Source organism: Actinopolyspora biskrensis, from assembly GCF_013408175.1.
GTDB classification, from domain to species: Bacteria; Actinomycetota; Actinomycetes; order Mycobacteriales; family Pseudonocardiaceae; genus Actinopolyspora; species Actinopolyspora biskrensis.
In genome coordinates this window covers 359,078-377,202 of sequence record NZ_JACBYW010000002.1, presented here as the reverse complement: position 1 = coordinate 377,202, position 18,125 = coordinate 359,078, and the positions used below count along the sequence as shown (strand labels likewise).

Genomic DNA, 18,125 nt, shown 5'->3' with positions numbered 1-18,125 from the left:
ACGCGAAAACGGTGACCCCGGCACCGTGTTCGAACACGGGCCCTGGCGGAGACATACTCCTGGTGCGAGCGATAGCGTACCCGCCCCGGCGATCGCGGAGCAAATCGCCCCACCGATTCCGTGGCCGCCGCTGCCGGATCAGCCACGAGAACACCGAGAAAACTCCACGGAGGCAACAGTGACCGATCGCGCCACCACCGGATCCGACCAGGACGACAGGCGGCGGGCCGCGGCCTCCGCCGCCGTTCCCGAAGCGGGGCAGCACGGTTCCGGCGGGGATCCGGAGCACACCACCGCCGAGCGCGTTCTCGGAACCATCGGAACGGCGGACCGGGCCGCGGGGTCCACAGAGTCCCGTTCGGCCAGCAAGCTGTGGTGGGACGCCGACGCCGACGACTACCAGGCCGAGCACGGCCCGTTCCTGGGGGACGTGGAATTCCTGTGGTGCCCGGAGCGCCTGCGCGAACGTGAGGCGAACCTGCTGGGCGACGTCGCGGGGAAGCACGTCCTCGAGGTCGGCTGCGGGGCGGCCTCGTGCTCCCGGTGGCTGGCCTCCCGGGGAGCCCGCCCCGTGGGCCTGGACATCTCCGGAGGCATGTTGCGCCACGCCGCCGCAGGCAACGAACGTTCCGGGCGGAGCGTTCCGCTGGTCCAGGGCAGTGCGGACATGCTCCCGTTCGCGGCCGGCTCCTTCGACACCGTCTGCTCCGCCTTCGGCGGCGTGCCCTTCGTCGCCGACTCGGGGCAGGCGATGCGTGAGGTCGCCCGAGTGCTGCGCCCGGGCGGGCTCTGGGTGTTCGCGGTCACCCACCCCATTCGCTGGGCGTTCCCGGACGACCCTGGGCCGGACGGCCTGACGGCCGTGCAGTCCTACTTCGATCGCAGTCCGTACGTCGAGATCAACGCCACGGGCAGGGCCACCTACGTCGAGCACCATCGCACGCTCGGCGACTACGTGAGCCAGATAACCTCCGCCGGATTCCGCCTGCTGGACCTGATCGAGCCGGAATGGCCGGAGGACCACACCGAGGTGTGGGGGCAGTGGAGTCCGTTGCGCGGCAGGACGCTTCCGGGCACCGTGATCTTTCGCTGCCTGCTTCCCGAACGACCGGAGTAACGGGGGCGGAGCGGACCACGACCGCCGCTCGCGTCCGCGCGAGCCGATACGAGCAAAGGCACCGGAAGCGCCGTGAACAACGCACAGGAATTGCTCGAGGCCCAACAGAAGCGGTTCCGGCGGCTGGACCCCGCCCTGCCCGCGGCCTACCCGCTGCCGCGCGACGGCGAACCGGTCCTGGCTCACCTGGACGCGGGGGAGGCGGTGGCGGGGCTTTCCGCCCATGCGCACCAGCCCCCCGGTTCCCTGCCGAGCCTGTGGTCCACGGCTGACACCTACGAACTCTTCCCCCTGCTCGGCGAGCACCCGCGCGCGGGCATGGACGCGCTGCTGCGCGCGTTCAGGGAACAACTCGCGACCCGCGCGGTCCCCGAACGGGACTCCGCCTGCCTGGTCACCTGGCCCAGCCGGGACGTGTCGGCCACCCGGTCCCTGCTCGACCACGGTTTCGTCCCGTTGTCCTGCCTCGCCGTGCGAACACCGGCTCCGGAAGTAGATACGAAACTGTCTGGTACCGTAAAGATGCGTCGGGCCGGACCGCCCGATTTGGACCGGGTCGTCGAGCTGGCCATGGCCGAGCTCGAGTACGCCGCGCTGGTCGGGGCCTCCGTCCTGCGTCCCGACGCGGCCGGACTCAAGCGCAGCGCCGCCGGAGTCCGGTTGCGAACGCGGAGCACGCCCGGAGACACCGACGTTCCGGGCAGCAACGCGGGCGGCGATCCGGTCTGGCTGGCCGAGCGGGGCGAAATCCCGCTCGGACTCGCCGAGTGCGGCTGGGTCGACGCGGACAACCACCACAGTGGACACCGACTCGGCAACGGACTCTGGGGCTACGTCAACTGCCTCTCCGTCCGCGAAGAGCACCGGGGCACCGGCATCGGTCACGACCTGATGACGATGGCCCACAACGACTTCGCGGCGGCGGGCGCCGTGGGCAGCTTCCTGTACTACAACCCGGCCAACCCGGTGTCCCCGGTTTTCTGGCACCGCCAGGGCTACCGGCCGCTGTGGACGATATGGGAGATCAGACCGGCTACCGCGCTGCGTTGAGCCTCGGACGGCGGAGCCGGTCGCGACGCGAAAGGCAACGCCGAGCCGTGGAGATCGTCGCAACGGGGGTCGAGGTCGCCGGTCCGCACGGGCCGCTACTCGAACCCACCTCGCTACACATCCGTTCGGGAGAACTGCTGCTCATCGCGGGGCCGCCCGGATCGGGACGCACCGCACTGGCGCTCGCGCTCGCGGGACGCCTGCGCCCCGACAAGGGAACGGTGCTGCGCAACGGGCACGCGGCCCCTTCCCGACTACGCCGGGCCACAGCCGTGGTGGACTCCGCCGGGATCACCGAGCCGGAAGGGGCCGTCGAACTCTCCGAAGCGGTCGCCGAGGGGCTCGGCCTCGCCGGAAGACCGTTCGGCAAGCGAGCGGTGAACCGGTGGCTGTCCGAGCACGGACTGCACCGCTCGGCCCGGAAACGCTTCGAGCAGCTCGCACCGGAATGCCGGACGCGGGTGCTGCTCGACCTGGCCCGTGTCGCGCGCGGCACCGAGGCCCTGATCCTCGACTGCCCCGACCGCCACGGCGGTGACCCGCTGAGCTGGTACACCGCCGCGCACGAAGCGGCCACCCACGGATACGCGGTCGTGGCGCTGTGCGCGCCGCAGACCGCGCGGGAACTGAACGTGCGCCCGCTCCGCATCGGATCCGATCAGGTCCCGGGCACCGAACAGCCCACATCCGAGCACCCCCACACCGCTCCCACCGCCGGAACCCCCCTCAGGACCGCACCATGACCACGTTTCGTCTGGCCAGGACCGAACTACGCCGGCTGACGTCCGGCAAACTGCCCAAGCTCGCTCTCGTCGCGGTCACCCTGGTCCCGCTGCTCTACGGAGCGATGTACATCTACGCCAACTGGGACCCCTACGGAGAGCTGGACTCCGTGCCCGCCGCCGTCGTAGTCGACGACACGGGGGCCACCAGAGACGACGGGAGCAGGCTCACGGCGGGCAGCACGGTTTACAACCGCCTGACCGAATCCGGGGACTTCGACTGGAACCGGGTGAGCAGTGAGCAGGCGACCAACGGAGTCTCGGAAGGGCGCTACACCTTCGCCCTCGTGATCCCGAAGGGCTTCTCCGAAGCACTGCTCTCCCCCGGGGAGTTCGACCCGGAGCGGGCCCGGCTCCGGCTGATCACCAACGACGCGAACAACTACCTGGCCGGAACGATCGCCGACCAGGTGGTGACCCGGGTCCGCCAGGGGGTCGCGGCCGACGCGGGAAGCGACGCCGCGCGACAGCTGCTGCTCGGTCTGAGCACCGTGCACGACAAGACGGTACGAGCGGCCGACGGCGCCGGAGAACTCGCGAGCGGGGCCGGGGACCTGGACGAAGGGCTGGACAGCGCCAACAACGGCGCCGCGCGGCTTTCCCGGGGAACGCACGAACTGCTAACCGGCCAACGCCGGCTGGCCGACGGCTCGACCCAGCTCGCCGAGGGGGCGGGGGAGGTCGCGAACGGCAGCGGTGAGCTCCACCGCGGGCTGAGCCGCCTGCGGGACCAAACCGCCGAGCTCCCGGAGAAGAGCGACCGACTCGCCGACGGCGCCGAACGCGTCGCCGAGGGCAACGCCGAACTCGCCGAGAAGGCCACGAAGCTCGGGAGCGTGTCGCAGCACATAGTCGACGGGCTGGACGGGGCCAAGAGCGACATAGCCGAGAAACTGCGCGGCCTCGGGCTGTCGGAGCAGCGGATCGAGCGCATCACCCAGTCGATCGATGAGCTCGACCAGCCCGTGGACGAGGCCAACTCGGAGGTCCAGCAACGTGTGAACAAGGTCCGCAAGCTCTCGGACGGAGCGGAGCAGGTCGCCACGCACGCGCGGGAACTCGCGAACAGGACCCCCGAACTGACCGACGGCATCGCGAAGCTGGACACGGCCTCGGAAAAGCTCGCGGACGGCTCGGCCGAGGTCCACTCCGGGGCCACCGAGCTACGGGACAAACAACGGGAGGCGGTGGCCGGCGCCGAGGAACTCGCCACGGGGGCCGACGAACTGGCCTCGGGCACCACTCGGCTGGCCAGCGGCTCGGACGAGCTGGCCAGCGGCTCGCACGAACTCGCCGACAAGCTCGACAACGGCGCCGCGGACATCCCGGCCCCGGACGAGTCCACGCGCGAAGCCACAGCCGAGACCATCGGAAACCCGGTCACCGTGGACGAGCGGGCGCAGACCGACGCGGGAACCTACGGGGCAGGCCTCGCCCCCTACTTCATGGGGCTGGCCCTGTGGATCGGCGGATTCGTGCTGTTCCTGCTGATGCGTCCCCTTTCGAACCGCGCGTTGGCTGCCGGTGTCGCACCGTGGCGCACAGCGCTCGGAGGATGGTTGCCTGCCGCGATCGTGGGGACGGTCCAGGCCGTGCTGCTGTACCTGGTCGTGGTCTTCGGCGTCGGGGTCCACCCCGCGCGCCCGTGGCTGACCCTGGCTTTCCTGGTACTGACCTCGCTCGCGTTCACCGGTGTGGTGCACTCGCTCAACGCCGCGTTCGGTCCACGCGGGAAATTCCTCGCCCTGGTGTTCCTGGTTCTGCAGCTCGTCACGGCAGGGGGAACCTTCCCCTGGCAGACCATCCCCGACGTGCTGCACCCACTGCACCGGATACTGCCGCTGAGCCACGTCGTGGACGGGTTGCGGCACCTGCTCTACGGCGGCAGCGCGGACAACGCGGCGCAGGCGGCGTTGGTACTCGCCTGCTACCTGGTCGGTGGACTGCTGCTGAGCACGGTCGCCGCCATGCGGCAGCGGATCTGGACGGCCTCCAGGCTCCGGCCGGAACTGGCACTGTGAAACCGCCGCGAGCGCACCGTTGAAACAGCACGGTCGCACCCCGGAGGAGCCGGTGACGGGATGCCACGGCACTCGTCACCGGCCCTCTGCCGAGGGGCCACCGGGTCACTCCCGCGCCGACTGCTCCGGCTCGTCGTAGCGGGCGATCTCGATCAGGTTGCCGTCCGGATCGCGCAGGTACAACGAGGTGATCGGACCGACGCTCCCGGTCCGAACGACCGGACCGGCCTCTATGCGCACGTCGTTCGCCCTCAGGTGTTCCTGAACCTCGCTGAGCACGTTGCCGGTGACGAAGCACAGGTTCGCCGATCCGGGAACCGGATGCGTCGCCGTGGGTTCCACCAGGTCGCTGGCCGCGTGCAGTTTGATGGTCTGCTGACCGAAGCGCACCGCGTGCCGCTCCCCCCGGAAGGTCACGGTCTCCATACCGAGAATGTTCTCGTAGAAGTCCAACGCACGATCGACATCGGCCACGGTGAGCACCAAGTGGTCCAGTCTGTCGATGCTGATCATGATCCTCCTTCGCCGACGTCGGGGAGCCCCCAACACCACGCGTCGACCATCCGCGGTTTCTCGTGTCGTGGTACGCCAGTTCTCCGGCGGCTCGAATCCCCTGCTTGGGACAGCTAACGAACCCCCGACGGAGTCTGTACCGCCGATGCACAACTGAATCCGGGGCAGCCTAACCGCATGACCTCTTCGGAGTGACAACCGGCTGGCACGGTTCACCGGGCGTCGCCCGGACGGAAACGCCCGGTGAACAACCGCATGGCCCCGTCGCCCGGTGGAGGGGTCAGTGCGCCGCCGTGTCCCAGGAGCTCCCCGTTCCCACGGAAACCTCCAGCGGAACGTCCAAGCTCGCCGCGGAGCTCATCTGCTCACGAACCAGCCGCTCGACGGCCGCGGTCTCCCCCTCGGCCACTTCGATGATCAGTTCGTCGTGCACCTGCAACAGCATCCTGGAGGACAGCCCCTCGGAGGCCAGCGCGCGGTGCACGCCGAGCATCGCCACCTTGATGATGTCCGCGGCGCTGCCCTGGATCGGGGCGTTCAGCGCCATACGTTCGGCCATTTCCCGGCGCTGCCTGTTGTCGCTGGTCAGATCGGGCAAGTAACGACGTCGCCCGAGGATGGTGGACGTGTAGCCGTCCCTCCGCGCCCGCTCGACGATCTCGTGCAGGTAGTCGCGCACCCGACCGAACCGGGCGAAGTAGGCGTCCATCTGCTGCTTGGACTCCTCGTTGGAGATCTGGAGCTGTTGAGCCAGCCCGAAGGCGGACAGCCCGTAGACCAACCCGTAGGACATCGCCTTGACCCGACGGCGCAGCTCGTGGTCGACCTCTCCGATCGGCACCCCGAACGCCTGGGAGGCGACGTAGTTGTGCAGGTCCTCCCCGCTCCGGAAGGCTTCGATCAGCCCCTCGTCGCCGGAGAGGTGAGCCATGATCCGCATCTCGATCTGGCTGTAGTCCGCGGTGAGCAGCGTCTCGTAGCCGTCACCGACGACGAACACCTCCCGGATCCGCCGCCCCTCCTCGGTGCGGACGGGGATGTTCTGCAGGTTCGGTTCCGTGGACGACAGCCTGCCCGTGGAGGCGATCATCTGGTTCAGGGTGGTGTGGATCCGCCCGTCCGCGGCGACGGCCTTCACCAGGCCTTCCACTGTGGTCTTGAGCTTGGTGGCGTCCCTGTGCTCCAGCAGGTGCCGCAGGAACGGGTGCTCGGTCTTCTCGTACAGCCCCTGCAACGCCTCGGCATCGGTGGTGTAACCGGTTTTGGTGCGCTTCGTCTTGGGCATCCCCAGCTCGTCGAAAAGCACCGTTTGCAGCTGCTTCGGCGAGCCGAGGTTGATCTCCCTGCCGATGACCGAATAGGCCTGCCCGGCCGCCTCGTCCACTCGCGCGACGAAGCGGTCGCCCAGTTCCTCCAACCGCTGCCGGTCCACCGCTATACCGGCCTCCTCCAGGTCGACCAGCACGCACAGCAGTGGCAGCTCCAGATCGGTGAGCAGCCCACGGTTCTCGATCTCCTCGAGCTCGCCGTCCAGCGCGTCCGCGAGTTCCAGCACCGCCTTCGCCCGCACCAGTTCGGCCGCGGCGGCGTCCTTCCTGGCCTGGTCCTCGTCCTCCAGCAACGAGAGCTGACCGCTGTCCTCGCCGCCGCGCACGCTGAGATCGCGCTGCAGGTACCGCACGACCAGGTCGGGAAGTTCGAAGGAACGCTGCCCCGGACGCACCAGGTAACCGGCCAGAGCGGTGTCGCTGGTGACGCCGCGCAGTTCCCAGCCGCGTTCCCGGATCGCGTGCACGGGAACCTTGACGTCGTGGGCCGACTTGGGAACGGACTCGTCCGCCAACCACGCGCCGAAAGCGCTCTCGTCCTCGGGAGTCAGCTCCGAGACGTCCACGTAGGTCCCCGCGCCGGACGCGGTGGCCACGGCGATCCCGTCGAGGTCCCCGCTGCCCTGCGACCAGGTTCCGGTGCAGGCCAGCCCGACCCGATGACCGTCCCGGGCGTGGTTGTCCAGCCAGTCCCGCAGAGTCCCCGGTTCCGCGATCCCGCCGGACACGTGGAACCCTTCGGAAACCTCGGGTTCCTCGGGCGAGAGCGTGCTGAACAGACGATCACGCAGCACCCGGAATTCCAGGTCGTCGAACACCCGGTGCACGGCGTCGCGGTCCCACTGCCTCATCTCGAGGTCCGCCGGGCGCGCATCCAGCGCGACGTCCGAGACGAGCTGGGTCAGCTCCCTGTTGCGCAGCACCTGCGCCACGTGATCGCGCAGTTTCTCGCCCGCTTTGCCCTTCACCTCGTCGACCCTGTCCAGCAGTTCGTTCAACGATCCGAACTGCTGGATCCACTTGGTGACGGTCTTCTCCCCCACGCCGTCGATCTTGGGCAGATTGTCCGAGGGGTCGCCGCGCAGCGCCGCGAAATCGGGGTACTGGACCGGCGTCAGGCCGTACTTGTCCTGTACCGCCTGCGGGGTGAAACGGGTCATCTCGGAGACGCCCTTGCTCGGGTACAGCACGGTGACGCTCTCGGAAACCAGCTGCAGGACGTCCCGGTCACCGGTACAGATGCTGACGTCCAGCCCCTCGGCGACCGCCTGGCTGGTCAGGGTGGCGATGACGTCGTCGGCCTCGTAGTTGTCCTTGCTCAGCACCGGAACGTTCAGCGCACCGAGCACTTCCTGGATCAGGCTCACCTGACCGCGGAACTCCTCGGGGGTCGAGCCCCTGTTGGCCTTGTACTCCGGATAGGTTTCGGATCGGAAGGTCTGACGCGATACGTCGAAGGCCACCCCGAGATGCGTCGGCTGCTCGTCCCGCAGCAGGTTGATCAGCATCGAGGTGAAGCCGTAGACCGCGTTGGTGTGCTGTCCGGTGCCCGTCTGGAAGTTCTCCTTGGGCAGGGCGTAGAACGCTCGGTAGGCCATGGAGTGGCCGTCGATCAGCAGCAGGCGTCGGTGCTCGGATGCCATCACGGCGTGCGAGTCTAGGCTCAACCCCCGTCAACGGTTACGCACAGGGCAGGAGAGTGAGAAGTGGCCGAGGACACGAACGGAACGGTGCTGTCCGGCGCGGACGGGCCGGCAGCGATGCCCACCGTTTCCGAGCAGGAGCAGCTGGGGAGCAGGATGGGCATCAGAATGACCGAATACGCCCCCGATCGTGTGGTCGGAGTCATGCCGGTGTCCGGCAACAGGCAGCCCTACGGTCTGCTGCACGGGGGCGCGAACGCCGTGCTCGCCGAGCAGCTGGGGTCTATCGCGGCGGCGCTGCACGCCGGGGCCGACCGGATCGCGGTGGGGCTGGAACTGTCGTGCACGCATCACCGCGCCGCCACCGAGGGGAACGTGACCGGGGTGGCCACCCCGCTGCACAGGGGCGGGAGCACCGCCACCTACGAGATCGTCATAACCGACGAGCAGGACAGGCGAACCTGTTCGGCACGGCTGACCTGCCTCATCCGCGAGAAGCCGCCCTCCGAGTGAGCTGGTCGGCACCGGTCCGGGAGCGGAGTCCTTGCGGACCGGTGCTGTGTCGAACCGGCGCTGGGGCCGGGTCCGTGCGGACAAGCCCTGGCGGCGGGGCCGCGGAGACCGGGGCCCTCACTCCAGGCTCTCGAGCACTGCCTGGGCAACCGCCCTCATGGTGGTGCGCCGGTCCATCGCGGTACGCTGCAGCCAGCGGAAGGACTCCGGCTCCGACATGTCGTGGTTGCTCATGAGCAGGCCCTTGGCACGCTCGATCTCCTTGCGCGACTCGAGACGTTCGGAGAGGTTGGCGGCCTCCGCCTCCAACGCCTGGACCTCGGTGAAGCGCGAGACAGCGAGCTCGATGGCGGGCACCAGGTCCCGCTTGGCGAAGGGCTTGACCAGGTAGGACATGGCCCCCGCCTCCTTCGCCCGCTCGACCAGGTCGCGCTGGCTGAACGCGGTCAGAATCACGACGGGGGCGATTCGCTCCCCCGCTATCGAGGAGGCCGCCTCGATGCCGTCCATCTTCGGCATCTTGATGTCCAGGATCACCAGATCGGGACGCAGCTCCTCCGCGAGACGGACCGCTTCTTCTCCGTCACCGGCTTCACCGACGACCTGATATCCCTCCTCGCGAAGCATCTCCACAAGATCGAGCCTGATCAGCGCCTCGTCCTCGGCCACGAGCACGCGGTGCTGAGCAGCATTCGTCGCCGCGTTCGGGTCCTCGGCAGCCGGCGTGGTCACCGGATCCTCCTGGATGGTTCTCGGGTCTGCCGGTGCGGTCGCACCGGAGAGTGCAGCTTATCGTCCTGCGCACCCCGGTGAAGGCGGCAGGGGCCGCGCGAGGAGGGTGATGAGAGCTGGACCACGCGCACGGGCCGCCGCGCGATCCACGTGATCCGGCGGAGGCTTCATCACCCTTCCGGGCCGGTCGCGGCCACCCCGCCCGCGATCAGTGATCAGCGGTGTCGTATGCTTGCGTCAACAGCGGCCCCCGTAGCCCAATAGGCAGAGGCGGCGGACTCAAAATCCGTGTAGTGTCCGTTCGAGTCGGACCGGGGGCACCCTGCACCACCACCCGAAAACGGCCGCTGCGCTGGGGCGACGCGAACAGCGGCCGATCACGGTATCTGCGGCTGTGTCCGGCTCGGTGCGGGCCTGTGCGAGTCTCTCTGGCCAATGCGTGGCCACAGTTGATTGGTTGATTCGGCCCCAAGCTTGCGCCTCATGATCATAGGGTCGACGCATGAGCCAGGACTGGGATGTGCCTGTCGGAAGCCTGCTGAGCCGCGCGGAGCGCCAGCGCCGGTACGGAGGCAGCGTGCAAGGCGGCATTGAGCCGTCGACCACCACTCCGAACATCTTCCTGTACTCAGATCCCGCACGCGCTGCAGCGTTCGGCTACAGCTACGACGGCTGGACCGACGACGAGACCGTATTTCGCTACACGGGTGATGGGCAGCGAGGCCCACAGACCATGCGGAGACGGAACCTCTCTGTTCTCAACCACAAGCGTGCCGGGCGGGCTCTCCGCCTGTTCGTGGCGGACGGCGTTGTGCCGAGGACCAGTCAGAAGAACCACCGGTACCTCGGCGAGTTCGAAGTTGACCAGCAGGACCCCTACCGCGAGCTCGAAGCGCCCGACACAGCCGGTGAGCAGCGCACGGTCATCGTGTTCCACCTTCGCCCCGCCGGCCAAGCCCTTCACCGAGAGGATGACCGAAGTCAAGCAGGTGAACCAGCCACCGGCTCCGAGGCCACCCTCGCGGAACTCGAAAACCACGACACACGCACATTCACCACGGCCGGGTCAGCCCCCGCCGAGGGCGAGCGGCGAGAGAGCGAGCTCGTCCAGCGCTTCCGCGAGCACTTGGCCCGCCCAGCCGGCGTTCTGCACAGGTGGAAACTCCGACCGGCCGGAGAACTACGCCCGTTTTGGACCGACGTCTACGACGAGCACACCAACGAGCTCTACGAAGCCAAGGGCAACGCCACGCGCGACAACATCCGCCGCGGAATTGGCCAGCTCCTCGACTACAGCCGACACATCCCCCGCTCAGCTCTCAAACTCGCACTGCTCCTGCCGAACCGGCCCAGCGACGACGTCGTCAAGCTGCTGCACAGCCTGAACATCGCCTGCGTCTACGAAACAGCAGAAGGCGGCTTCAAGCGGGAAGAGACCTCACCGATCCAGTAAGCACATCAAGGGCTTGAGTAACTGCAGGGCAGCCCCTCGCGTAAGCACAGCGGCTCCTCAACCGGCCATAAAAGTGTCATGCACGAGTAAGCGATCCAGCACCCTCTGAGCCCGGCCGCGGCAGGACCCGCCCTGCGGGTTACTTACCACCCGGCTCCGGCACGTCCGACTCCGTCGCTGCCTCCGTCGTCACGGGGTCCGCGTCGTTGACAGGGACGAACTTGCCCCAGCGGCCCTGGCGGCCGTCGCCGGGCTCGGCCTTGCGCACTGTCCATCCTTTCGGCCACGTCGATCTAAGTAAGTCTTCGTGATCGAGCCGTGCCCACACCTCGGCGAAGCGAGCACGGCCGTGGAACCGCGCCCTGAGGAAGCCGACGCGGCCGTGGAACCGCGCCCCGTCGAAGGTAGTGAGGCCGTGGAAGTGCGCCCCGTCGAAGTTGGCACGGCTGTGGAACCGCGCCATGCCGAAGTGGGCGGACCCGCGGAACCGCGCCATGCCGAAGTGGGCGGACCCGTGGAACCGCGCCATGCGGAAACCGGCGCGGCCGTGGAACCGCGCCCCGCCGAATCGGGCGAGGCCATGGAAGTGGACCTCGTCGAAGTGGGCAGCCCGGACGGAGCAACCGCGGAAGTTCCCGTGGTCGAGGGTGGCTCCGGTCAGGTCGAGGTCCAGGCCGGTTCCGTCGTCGCCGCCCCAGAAGGCGGGGTTGGTGGGCTGGTCGTGTTCATCCCGGTGGGGTTGTTGGTGGTGGGCGAGTAGACGTTGGGCGGTGAGTCGTACTTGGCGTTCCTGCTGGTGTTGCTCGGCCCCGTCCAGCGACAGTCCGGCGGCTTCGGCCAGGGTGGGGGCGAGATCGAGCAGCAACGGCTGGTTGTCACCGTCCTGCCCCGCTTCGTCCTGGACGGACTGCTCGGAGCTGTCTTCCTGGTCTGGCTTGACTCCGGGTAGGGTGTAGGGCATGCGCAGGTAGGCACACCACAAATCGACGATGGTTTGCCGGTAAGTGGGGTTGTACTGGCCCAGCCGGGACAGGGCATACAAACCGGCCAGCCGCACCGGGGCCTTGTCCGAGGCCAGCTGGTTAGCGGCGGCTGTGTAGAGCTCGGTCGCGCGCCGTTCATCGGCATCGTGGCGGACACTGGCGTCTCTCTGCTCCTGCTGCAGCAATCCCACCTCGGTGGCACGTTGCCGCCGGGCCGCCAGTAGCAGAGCGACCGCCCCGCCGGTGCCCACGGCAATGCTGCCGGCCAGCTTGATGGCCTCCAAGTGGGCCTTGTCCTGCGGACTACCGCTGCCGAAGGCTGTCACCAGCCCCCAAGCCGTCAGCGTGCCTACAGACAGCACCAGGACCAGGCCAACCCAGATCGCCCAGCCCGGGATCGGCCGCACCGGCCCCCAGCCCGCAGCGGTCCTCTTGCCCCGCTCTCGAACTCGCGCGCGACCCCGTAACACCGCGAGAACCACCAGCACCCCGGTGGCGCCGAGGGTGACCAGCCCCGGCAGGCCCCAGGCGAGGAGAACGCCTCCGACCCACGCGGCCAACGCCGGCCAAGGCACCGGCACCGAGGCGGCCACCCCACCCGTTAGGGCCACGACCGCGGCCACCAATACCCACTTCGACGCTCGTACCCGTCGCAGCCACTGCCAGGAACGCTGCATCACCACCCGCACCCGACCATGATCACACCGATGGCCCTGTCCGTGGGTCGATCACGGCAGGTGGTGCTAACGCCTAATTCCCTTCAAGAGCCTGCTGGATGCGTCGCCGCGCGGCGTCTTCTTGGCCGGTGAGTACTTTGGCGTAGATCTGCAGCAGCACGTTGACGCTGTGTCCGGCCCACTCGGCGACCTGAGTGGGCGGTACTCCGGCGGCCAGCCAGGTGGACACGGCCGCGTGCCGCAGGTCGTAGGGGCGTTTCGCCAACGGGGAGGCGAACTCGTCCGGGGTCAGCGCGGCCTTGCGGGCTCGTTCCCAGGCGTGGCCGTAGGTGCTCTGCGAGAGCTCCCCACCGCGCAGCCCGTAGAACAGCTGCCCGTTGGCCCGTGGCGGGTAGGCCCGCATGTGCTCGCGCAGCAGTCGCACCAGCGGCGGCGGACAGGGCACCGGGCGGGTGTCTCCCCTGCCCCGGTGTTTGAGCTGTCGCCGGTCCCGACGCCTGCCGGTGCTGCTCCAGCGCGCCCCGGTCTCCGGGGCCGACTCGGACAGCAACAGCTCGCCCCACTCGTCCTCGGGCTCTCGCCACTGCCCTGTGTCGGGGTCGGCGACCAATTCCGGCAGGGTCACGTCCTGCCGGTGCAGGTTGACCGCCTCAGCCGGGCGTGCGGCGGCGTAGTACAGCACCGCGAAGAAGGCCACCAGCCGCGGCCCGCTCGGCCCCTGGCTACGCACGGCCTCCAACAACCGCAGGGCCTGCTGGTGGTTGACCACGGTGCGCTTGTCCAGAGCCTGCACGTTCCTCGGCGGCGACCACTTCAGCTCCGGAAGCCGGTTGCGGTCTAGCAGCCCGCGTTCGACGGCGTAGTCCAGCGCGTTGTGCAGCACCGCCCGCTTACGGCTGACCACCGAAGCCGCTGAGGGCTTGCCGTCCAACCAGGTGGCGATCAACTGCAGCGTCTCACGCAGCATCGCGGGCTCGGCCAGCGTGTTGACCGGCTTGGTGTTGGCCGCCACCCATTTCAGCGCTGCCCGCACTCGCCGAGGCTGCTCGATCGTGTCCCGACGGTCCCGGTTGAACGCCCACCCGAACAGCGCGTCCCGCAGTGTCTTGTCGTCGGGCTTGCCCCGCTCGGTGCTCAGCAAAGCTGGGGTGACCGTGGTCAGCGTCTCCGCGATGCCCTTCCGAGAGTTGCCCGACTGCTCCGGCCACTTCATGTCCACGTAGGCACACGCGAAGTCGAACCATGACATCTCTTCAACAGTGCGGCTCATCGAGACCGGCAGACCGGTATCGACTCGAAACGCCTCTCCTTTGCGTGCAGCACTGACCAGACCCGAGCGGAAGCTCTCGGCTTGGGCCTTGTTCTTGAAGGAGTCGGCTCGATCTTGCCCACCGACTTCCCAACGGACTCGATAGCTGGTGACCTTGCCCTTGGCGTTCTTACGAGTCTGGATCTTCCAGACCCGGACGTTGTAGGTGGTCTCGGTCATGCGGCGTCGTCCTCCAGGGTCTCGAGCCAGTTGTCGAAGTCGGTGCGGCGGATGCGCAGTGATCCGTTGGGCAGTCGGACGCACTTGGGAGCGCGGTTCTTGGCACGCCAGTCGTCGAACGTGGAGCGGGAGACGCTCATCTCCTCGCAGAATTCGGTGACGGTCATCCAGGTGCCGCTGCGTTTGGGCATGGGTGTCTCCTTTCCGGTCAGGCTGCTGCCTGGCTGAGGCAAGTGCGGGTCTCGTGGCAGTCGAGGCATTCGCCCCGCAGTGGCGGGGTGGTCGGAATGCGGTAACCGACGTCGCGCTGGCAGGTGCCGCAGATGCGATGTGCCCGATTCATGGCCGATACGGCGGTCAGTTGGGCGGGGCTGGGAGTACGTTTCTCGGTTGCCAGCCGCCCGTCGTAGAGCCAGGCTCGGAGCGGTTCGGTGGGGCGACGCTTGCGGGGCCGCAGGCACTGGGCCACCGGTGGGTACTCGCCGGGGCAGAGTCCGGCCTCGCGGAGCTGGCGGCGGGTGACCAGGTGCACCGGTGCCCGTTTCCACGGGTACGTCGGGATCGGGTGGTGTTCGGCGTTCGGGTCGTAGCAGTCGAGGCTCGTCCGGTAGCGGCGTTCGAGCACAGGTGTCTCCCGGTCGGTGAGCACACGCGGGGCTTGGACAGAATGGACAGAATTGACAGAACTCGGGTTTCAGCTCCGTTTGTACTGGTCACGAAGCCACGGAGTGGCGGGCGCCGGTTTGGACAGTATTGGACAGAATTTGGACAGAATTAGGTCGAGGCCCGCGCGGTGGCTGGCTCGGACTGGACACGGTGCCCCTCCCACGGGGGCGGCCGGTGATTTGTGTCCAAATTCTGTCCAGTTGTGTCCAGCGAACCACCGGTAGCTTTGTAAGCCTGTGCGCTGGATATTCGCCGCTGCTGACGGGATTGTGTCAATTGTGTCCATTCTGTCCAGGGGTCTGGTGTCGGTAGGTGGGGTGCGTGTAGTAGCGCGGACTCGGTGGGCGTCCCGGTCCGGTTCGTGTGGGTTCGACGTAGGCGATGTGGCCGTGGTCCTCCAGCAGCGCCAGTGCCGGGTTGAGGTCATTCGCCTGGCGGAAGCGTTCGCCGCGGTTGGCCCGGTGGGCTTCGCGCTTGGTGAAGCTTTCCGGGCCGGTGCGCTGGATCCAGTCGAGCAGGATGCGGGCGGCTTCCAGGTCGGGGTCGGCTCCGAGCCGATCGAACACGGCCAGGGCGTGCGCGGTGAAGTAGCGGGCGAGCCTGCGTGCGCGTTTGACGGTGTCCGCGGCCACCGGGATGGTCCAGGGCTCGCTCGGATGAGCGGCCAGGTGCAGCAGCGAAGCCAGCCGCACGGTTTGGCCGATCTGCTTGCCCGCCCAGTCACCGATGTGAGCCCACTCCCCCCGTTGCGGGTCAAGTTTGGGTTCGATCTCGTTGTGCAGCTCGACGAGTATCTGGTTGGCCTCCGGCGTGAAAGCCAGCACGGCCGGATCCGTCCAGGCGTGCAGGGTGTGGACGAGTCCGCGGAGGTGTTCGTCGTAGGTGGTGGCGATGTTCTCGGGCACCGGTGGCGGGTCGGCCAGGCGTTGGCCGACGCGGCTGTCGGGCAGGGAGTACAGGAACCGTGCCAGCAGTCCGGAACCGCGGAACAGAGCAGTGTGGGACAGCTCGTCGATGATGGCCGGTTGCACGGTGAGTCCTAGGGTGATGGCGGGGTTGTCGATGCATTCCGAGGGACGCCCCTTGCGGTCGATGCGGATCATGTCACCGCCGTGGCCCTTGAGGAACACGTCGAGGTTGGGGGCACCGGAGTAGCGCCCGGCCAGGATGGCGAAGATGCCGCCTTCGGCCGACAGCACCGCGATGCGCCCGTTCTGCTGGGACAGCAGCGAAGCCGCGGTTTCCGGGGTGAGGTCGTCGGCGATCAACCGCGGTTCGGCGGGCACGTCGGTGTCCTGGGCTTGCAGGGCGGCGTCCAGGGCATCGGCCATGGCCTGCTCGTGCTCGTCACCGTTCTTGCTCACCGCCTGTCGTTCGGCCTTTTCCTGGTTGGCCTCGGCGGTTTTACGTTCCAGCCGAGCTTGTTCGATGAGCGGGCGCGCCTTTTCCAGTAGTTCGGACTCGGCTCGCTGCAACGGGCGGGTCATGGCTCGAAACACCGGTGTTTTCCGAGTTGCCGGGGGCAGGGCGACCACGGTGTAGATGTTGACCGGCTCATCCCAGCCGGTGCGGGGGCGCGCGAGGGCACGGCCTCCGGCAGCGGTGGACAACGCGGCCAGCCCCACGCAACCGGCCAGATCGGGCGGTGTCTGGGTCGCTTCGGCCACCGCCTCGACCATGTCGCCGAGCCAGCCGGTCAGGGCGTCGGTGGGAAACTCCGGCCGCGCGCGGGTCTCGCCCAGCGGCACCGGAGGCTCCCAACCCGCGGCGGCCGCGGGAGACGCCGGGACATGCTTTGTTTCGGTTGGGGTGGGGATGGCGGTGAGATGTGTGGGCATGGTCGTGGTGGTGTCCTCGTCGGGTTTGGGTACCGGGCTGGGACGCTGGATGCGCCCCAGCCCGGGTGTTTGGGGTTGTGGCAGGCTCACGCGGCCCCCTCGTGGGAGCTGTGTTGGTCTGTCGGCGGGGTGTTTGGCCGCTGGTCCGATGACCCGCCCCTTCCGGCGGTGTCCGTTGTGGAGCCGCTCAGCCGTCCGCACGCCCCGCTCGATTGCTTCCTGAGTTGGCCTGTGCCGCCTCGGGAAGGTTCAGCCGGTGTCTCGGCCCGGCCGGAAGGCCGTGTGCGGCCGAGTCCGTGCAGGCTGTCGGGGGTGTCGCGGGTGCCGCGTTGCCAGCCGCGGGTGATGTTGCGACGGGCAATGGCTTCCTCGGTGGGTTTGCCGGTGTGTTGTCGGCGCCGCAGTGCGGCGGCCAGCAGTGCCTCGGTGGCCTCGGTTTCGCTCCAGGGGGCTTGGTCGTGGGTGGCGAGGTTGGCCAGCCTGCGTGCGGCGGCGTAGAGCAGTCGCCACCGTTCCCCGGGGCGGGTTTCGACCTTGTCGAGTTCGTCGTGCCAGATGCGGCGCCAGTAGGTCTCGGTGTGCCGCCCCGGCAGCGCCGCGGGAAGGTTGGGAGCCTGCCGAGGTTCAGGCTGGGCCGGCGGCGGTGGCAGCGCCCGGTTGCACAGCCACTCGGGAAGATCGGCGATGCCGGTGGTGTGCGAGCAGCGCTGGTAGGTTCCTTCCCGATCTTCGGGTGGAGAGTAGATTTCACATCCAGGGGCGACCACGTAGCCACCTTCGGCACGGATGTCGATCTGGTGCCCCATCCGCCCGCTTGCGTCACTGGAAACCGACAGGCCTTCGGGGCACCGGAAGTAGAGATGCCTGCCCTCGCTGGGGGTGCACACGGTCAGCGTGTCCGGCCAGGGCACCTGCTCGGCGGCCGTGATCGCGTGCAGGGCTTGCAGCCCGTCGGTGACCGGTGTGGGCACGTCACGGGCGGCCGGTGCGGGTGGTCCGGGTTTGCGGTCGAGGTCGAGTACCACCAGCCCGGAACGGCCAGTGTGGATGCCGATGTTGGCTTTCGGGGTGTAGCGCCACCACCGTGTGACCTGCCCGAGATCGGTGGTGGCAGCCAGCAGGCCGTGGCAAGGTCGGTCGTTCGCCAGGCACGGGCATTCGTGGAGTGTGCACCGGCCGTTTCCGCAGGAGCGGCAGTTGCCGAACGGACGCTTACCGTGCGGTCGTAGCGGGAACACGGCGAAGTCGTGTCCGGCCAGCCAACAGGCCACATCGTAGGGGCTACTCACTGCGGTTCACCTCCGTGAACAGGGCTGTGTG

The 18,125-nt window shown here is 68.4% G+C and carries 15 protein-coding genes and 1 tRNA gene; 7 read left to right on the top strand and 9 right to left on the bottom strand.

Translation table 11 applies throughout. The annotated features are described in order from the left end of the window. Positions 1 to 178: 178 nt before the first annotated feature. The 4 genes from FHR84_RS23195 (at position 179) to FHR84_RS07405 (ending at position 4,970) form a co-directional block, all read left to right on the top strand. Positions 179 to 1,117: a class I SAM-dependent methyltransferase gene (locus tag FHR84_RS23195; RefSeq protein ID WP_179534714.1), complete on the top strand. Its 939-nt coding sequence runs from the start codon at positions 179 to 181 to the stop codon at positions 1,115 to 1,117. Positions 1,118 to 1,189: 72 nt separating this feature from the next. Beyond that, on the top strand, positions 1,190 to 2,167 hold the full coding sequence (locus tag FHR84_RS07415; RefSeq protein WP_179534713.1) for a GNAT family N-acetyltransferase: 978 nt from the start codon (positions 1,190 to 1,192) through the stop codon (positions 2,165 to 2,167). A gap of 47 nt (positions 2,168 to 2,214) precedes the next feature. Further along, positions 2,215 to 2,910 carry an ATP-binding cassette domain-containing protein gene (locus FHR84_RS07410; RefSeq protein WP_179534712.1) on the top strand — a complete coding sequence of 232 codons (696 nt, stop codon included), beginning with the start codon at positions 2,215 to 2,217 and terminating at the stop codon, positions 2,908 to 2,910. Next, a complete protein-coding gene (locus FHR84_RS07405) occupies positions 2,907 to 4,970 on the top strand; it encodes a YhgE/Pip domain-containing protein (RefSeq protein WP_179534711.1) in 2,064 nt (687 codons plus the stop codon). The genes FHR84_RS07410 and FHR84_RS07405 overlap by 4 nt, the downstream gene beginning before the upstream one ends. A gap of 105 nt (positions 4,971 to 5,075) precedes the next feature. Here FHR84_RS07405 and FHR84_RS07400 read toward each other — a convergent pair whose 3' ends face one another. Further along, positions 5,076 to 5,483 (bottom strand): VOC family protein, encoded by a 408-nt coding sequence (locus tag FHR84_RS07400; protein ID WP_179534710.1) that lies wholly within the window; start codon positions 5,481 to 5,483, stop codon positions 5,076 to 5,078. Between the two features lie 280 nt (positions 5,484 to 5,763). Continuing rightward, positions 5,764 to 8,454, bottom strand: coding sequence for a DNA polymerase I (gene polA / locus FHR84_RS07395; RefSeq protein ID WP_179534905.1), 2,691 nt, complete (start codon positions 8,452 to 8,454; stop codon positions 5,764 to 5,766). Between the two features lie 117 nt (positions 8,455 to 8,571). Between polA and FHR84_RS07390 the strand changes: the two genes are divergently transcribed. Continuing rightward, positions 8,572 to 8,967, top strand: coding sequence for a PaaI family thioesterase (locus tag FHR84_RS07390; protein ID WP_218862522.1), 396 nt, complete (start codon positions 8,572 to 8,574; stop codon positions 8,965 to 8,967). A gap of 117 nt (positions 8,968 to 9,084) precedes the next feature. Here FHR84_RS07390 and FHR84_RS23190 read toward each other — a convergent pair whose 3' ends face one another. Beyond that, the gene (locus tag FHR84_RS23190) at positions 9,085 to 9,699 is read right to left on the bottom strand and encodes a response regulator (RefSeq protein ID WP_179534708.1); all 615 of its coding nucleotides are present in this window, start codon (positions 9,697 to 9,699) and stop codon (positions 9,085 to 9,087) included. Positions 9,700 to 9,945: 246 nt separating this feature from the next. Between FHR84_RS23190 and FHR84_RS07380 the strand changes: the two genes are divergently transcribed. Beyond that, positions 9,946 to 10,019, top strand: a tRNA-Leu gene (locus tag FHR84_RS07380). Positions 10,020 to 10,201: 182 nt separating this feature from the next. After that, entirely contained in the window at positions 10,202 to 11,152 is a 951-nt protein-coding gene (locus FHR84_RS07375; protein WP_179534707.1) for an SRA domain-containing endonuclease, read from the top strand. A gap of 139 nt (positions 11,153 to 11,291) precedes the next feature. Here FHR84_RS07375 and FHR84_RS23185 read toward each other — a convergent pair whose 3' ends face one another. The 6 genes from FHR84_RS23185 to FHR84_RS07345 all read right to left on the bottom strand — a co-directional run bounded on the left by FHR84_RS23185 (position 11,292) and on the right by FHR84_RS07345 (position 18,094). Then, a complete protein-coding gene (locus tag FHR84_RS23185; RefSeq protein WP_179534706.1) occupies positions 11,292 to 12,824 on the bottom strand; it encodes a pentapeptide repeat-containing protein in 1,533 nt (510 codons plus the stop codon). Positions 12,825 to 12,885: 61 nt separating this feature from the next. Then, the gene (locus FHR84_RS07365; protein WP_179534705.1) at positions 12,886 to 14,301 is read right to left on the bottom strand and encodes a tyrosine-type recombinase/integrase; all 1,416 of its coding nucleotides are present in this window, start codon (positions 14,299 to 14,301) and stop codon (positions 12,886 to 12,888) included. Beyond that, positions 14,298 to 14,492: a helix-turn-helix transcriptional regulator gene (locus tag FHR84_RS07360; protein WP_017974406.1), complete on the bottom strand. Its 195-nt coding sequence runs from the start codon at positions 14,490 to 14,492 to the stop codon at positions 14,298 to 14,300. The genes FHR84_RS07365 and FHR84_RS07360 overlap by 4 nt, the downstream gene beginning before the upstream one ends. A gap of 17 nt (positions 14,493 to 14,509) precedes the next feature. Beyond that, on the bottom strand, positions 14,510 to 14,926 hold the full coding sequence (locus tag FHR84_RS07355) for an RRQRL motif-containing zinc-binding protein (RefSeq protein WP_218862336.1): 417 nt from the start codon (positions 14,924 to 14,926) through the stop codon (positions 14,510 to 14,512). Positions 14,927 to 15,239: 313 nt separating this feature from the next. Next, complete coding sequence (locus FHR84_RS07350; protein WP_179534704.1) at positions 15,240 to 16,715, bottom strand: DUF3987 domain-containing protein; 1,476 nt, start codon at positions 16,713 to 16,715, stop codon at positions 15,240 to 15,242. Between the two features lie 176 nt (positions 16,716 to 16,891). Continuing rightward, positions 16,892 to 18,094 carry a bifunctional DNA primase/polymerase gene (locus FHR84_RS07345; protein WP_179534703.1) on the bottom strand — a complete coding sequence of 401 codons (1,203 nt, stop codon included), beginning with the start codon at positions 18,092 to 18,094 and terminating at the stop codon, positions 16,892 to 16,894. Positions 18,095 to 18,125 lie beyond the last annotated feature (31 nt).

Bases quoted from the DNA above. Each gene is read 5' to 3' on its own strand.
- FHR84_RS07360 (WP_017974406.1), bottom strand. From the start codon at position 14,492: ATGCCCAAACGCAGCGGCACCTGGATGACCGTCACCGAATTCTGCGAG.
- FHR84_RS07390 (WP_218862522.1), top strand. From the start codon at position 8,572: ATGCCCACCGTTTCCGAGCAGGAGCAGCTGGGGAGCAGGATGGGCATC.
- FHR84_RS07365 (WP_179534705.1), bottom strand. From the start codon at position 14,301: ATGACCGAGACCACCTACAACGTCCGGGTCTGGAAGATCCAGACTCGT.
- FHR84_RS07375 (WP_179534707.1), top strand. From the start codon at position 10,202: ATGAGCCAGGACTGGGATGTGCCTGTCGGAAGCCTGCTGAGCCGCGCG.
- FHR84_RS07405 (WP_179534711.1), top strand. From the start codon at position 2,907: ATGACCACGTTTCGTCTGGCCAGGACCGAACTACGCCGGCTGACGTCC.
- polA (WP_179534905.1), bottom strand. From the start codon at position 8,454: ATGGCATCCGAGCACCGACGCCTGCTGCTGATCGACGGCCACTCCATG.
- FHR84_RS07400 (WP_179534710.1), bottom strand. From the start codon at position 5,483: ATGATCAGCATCGACAGACTGGACCACTTGGTGCTCACCGTGGCCGAT.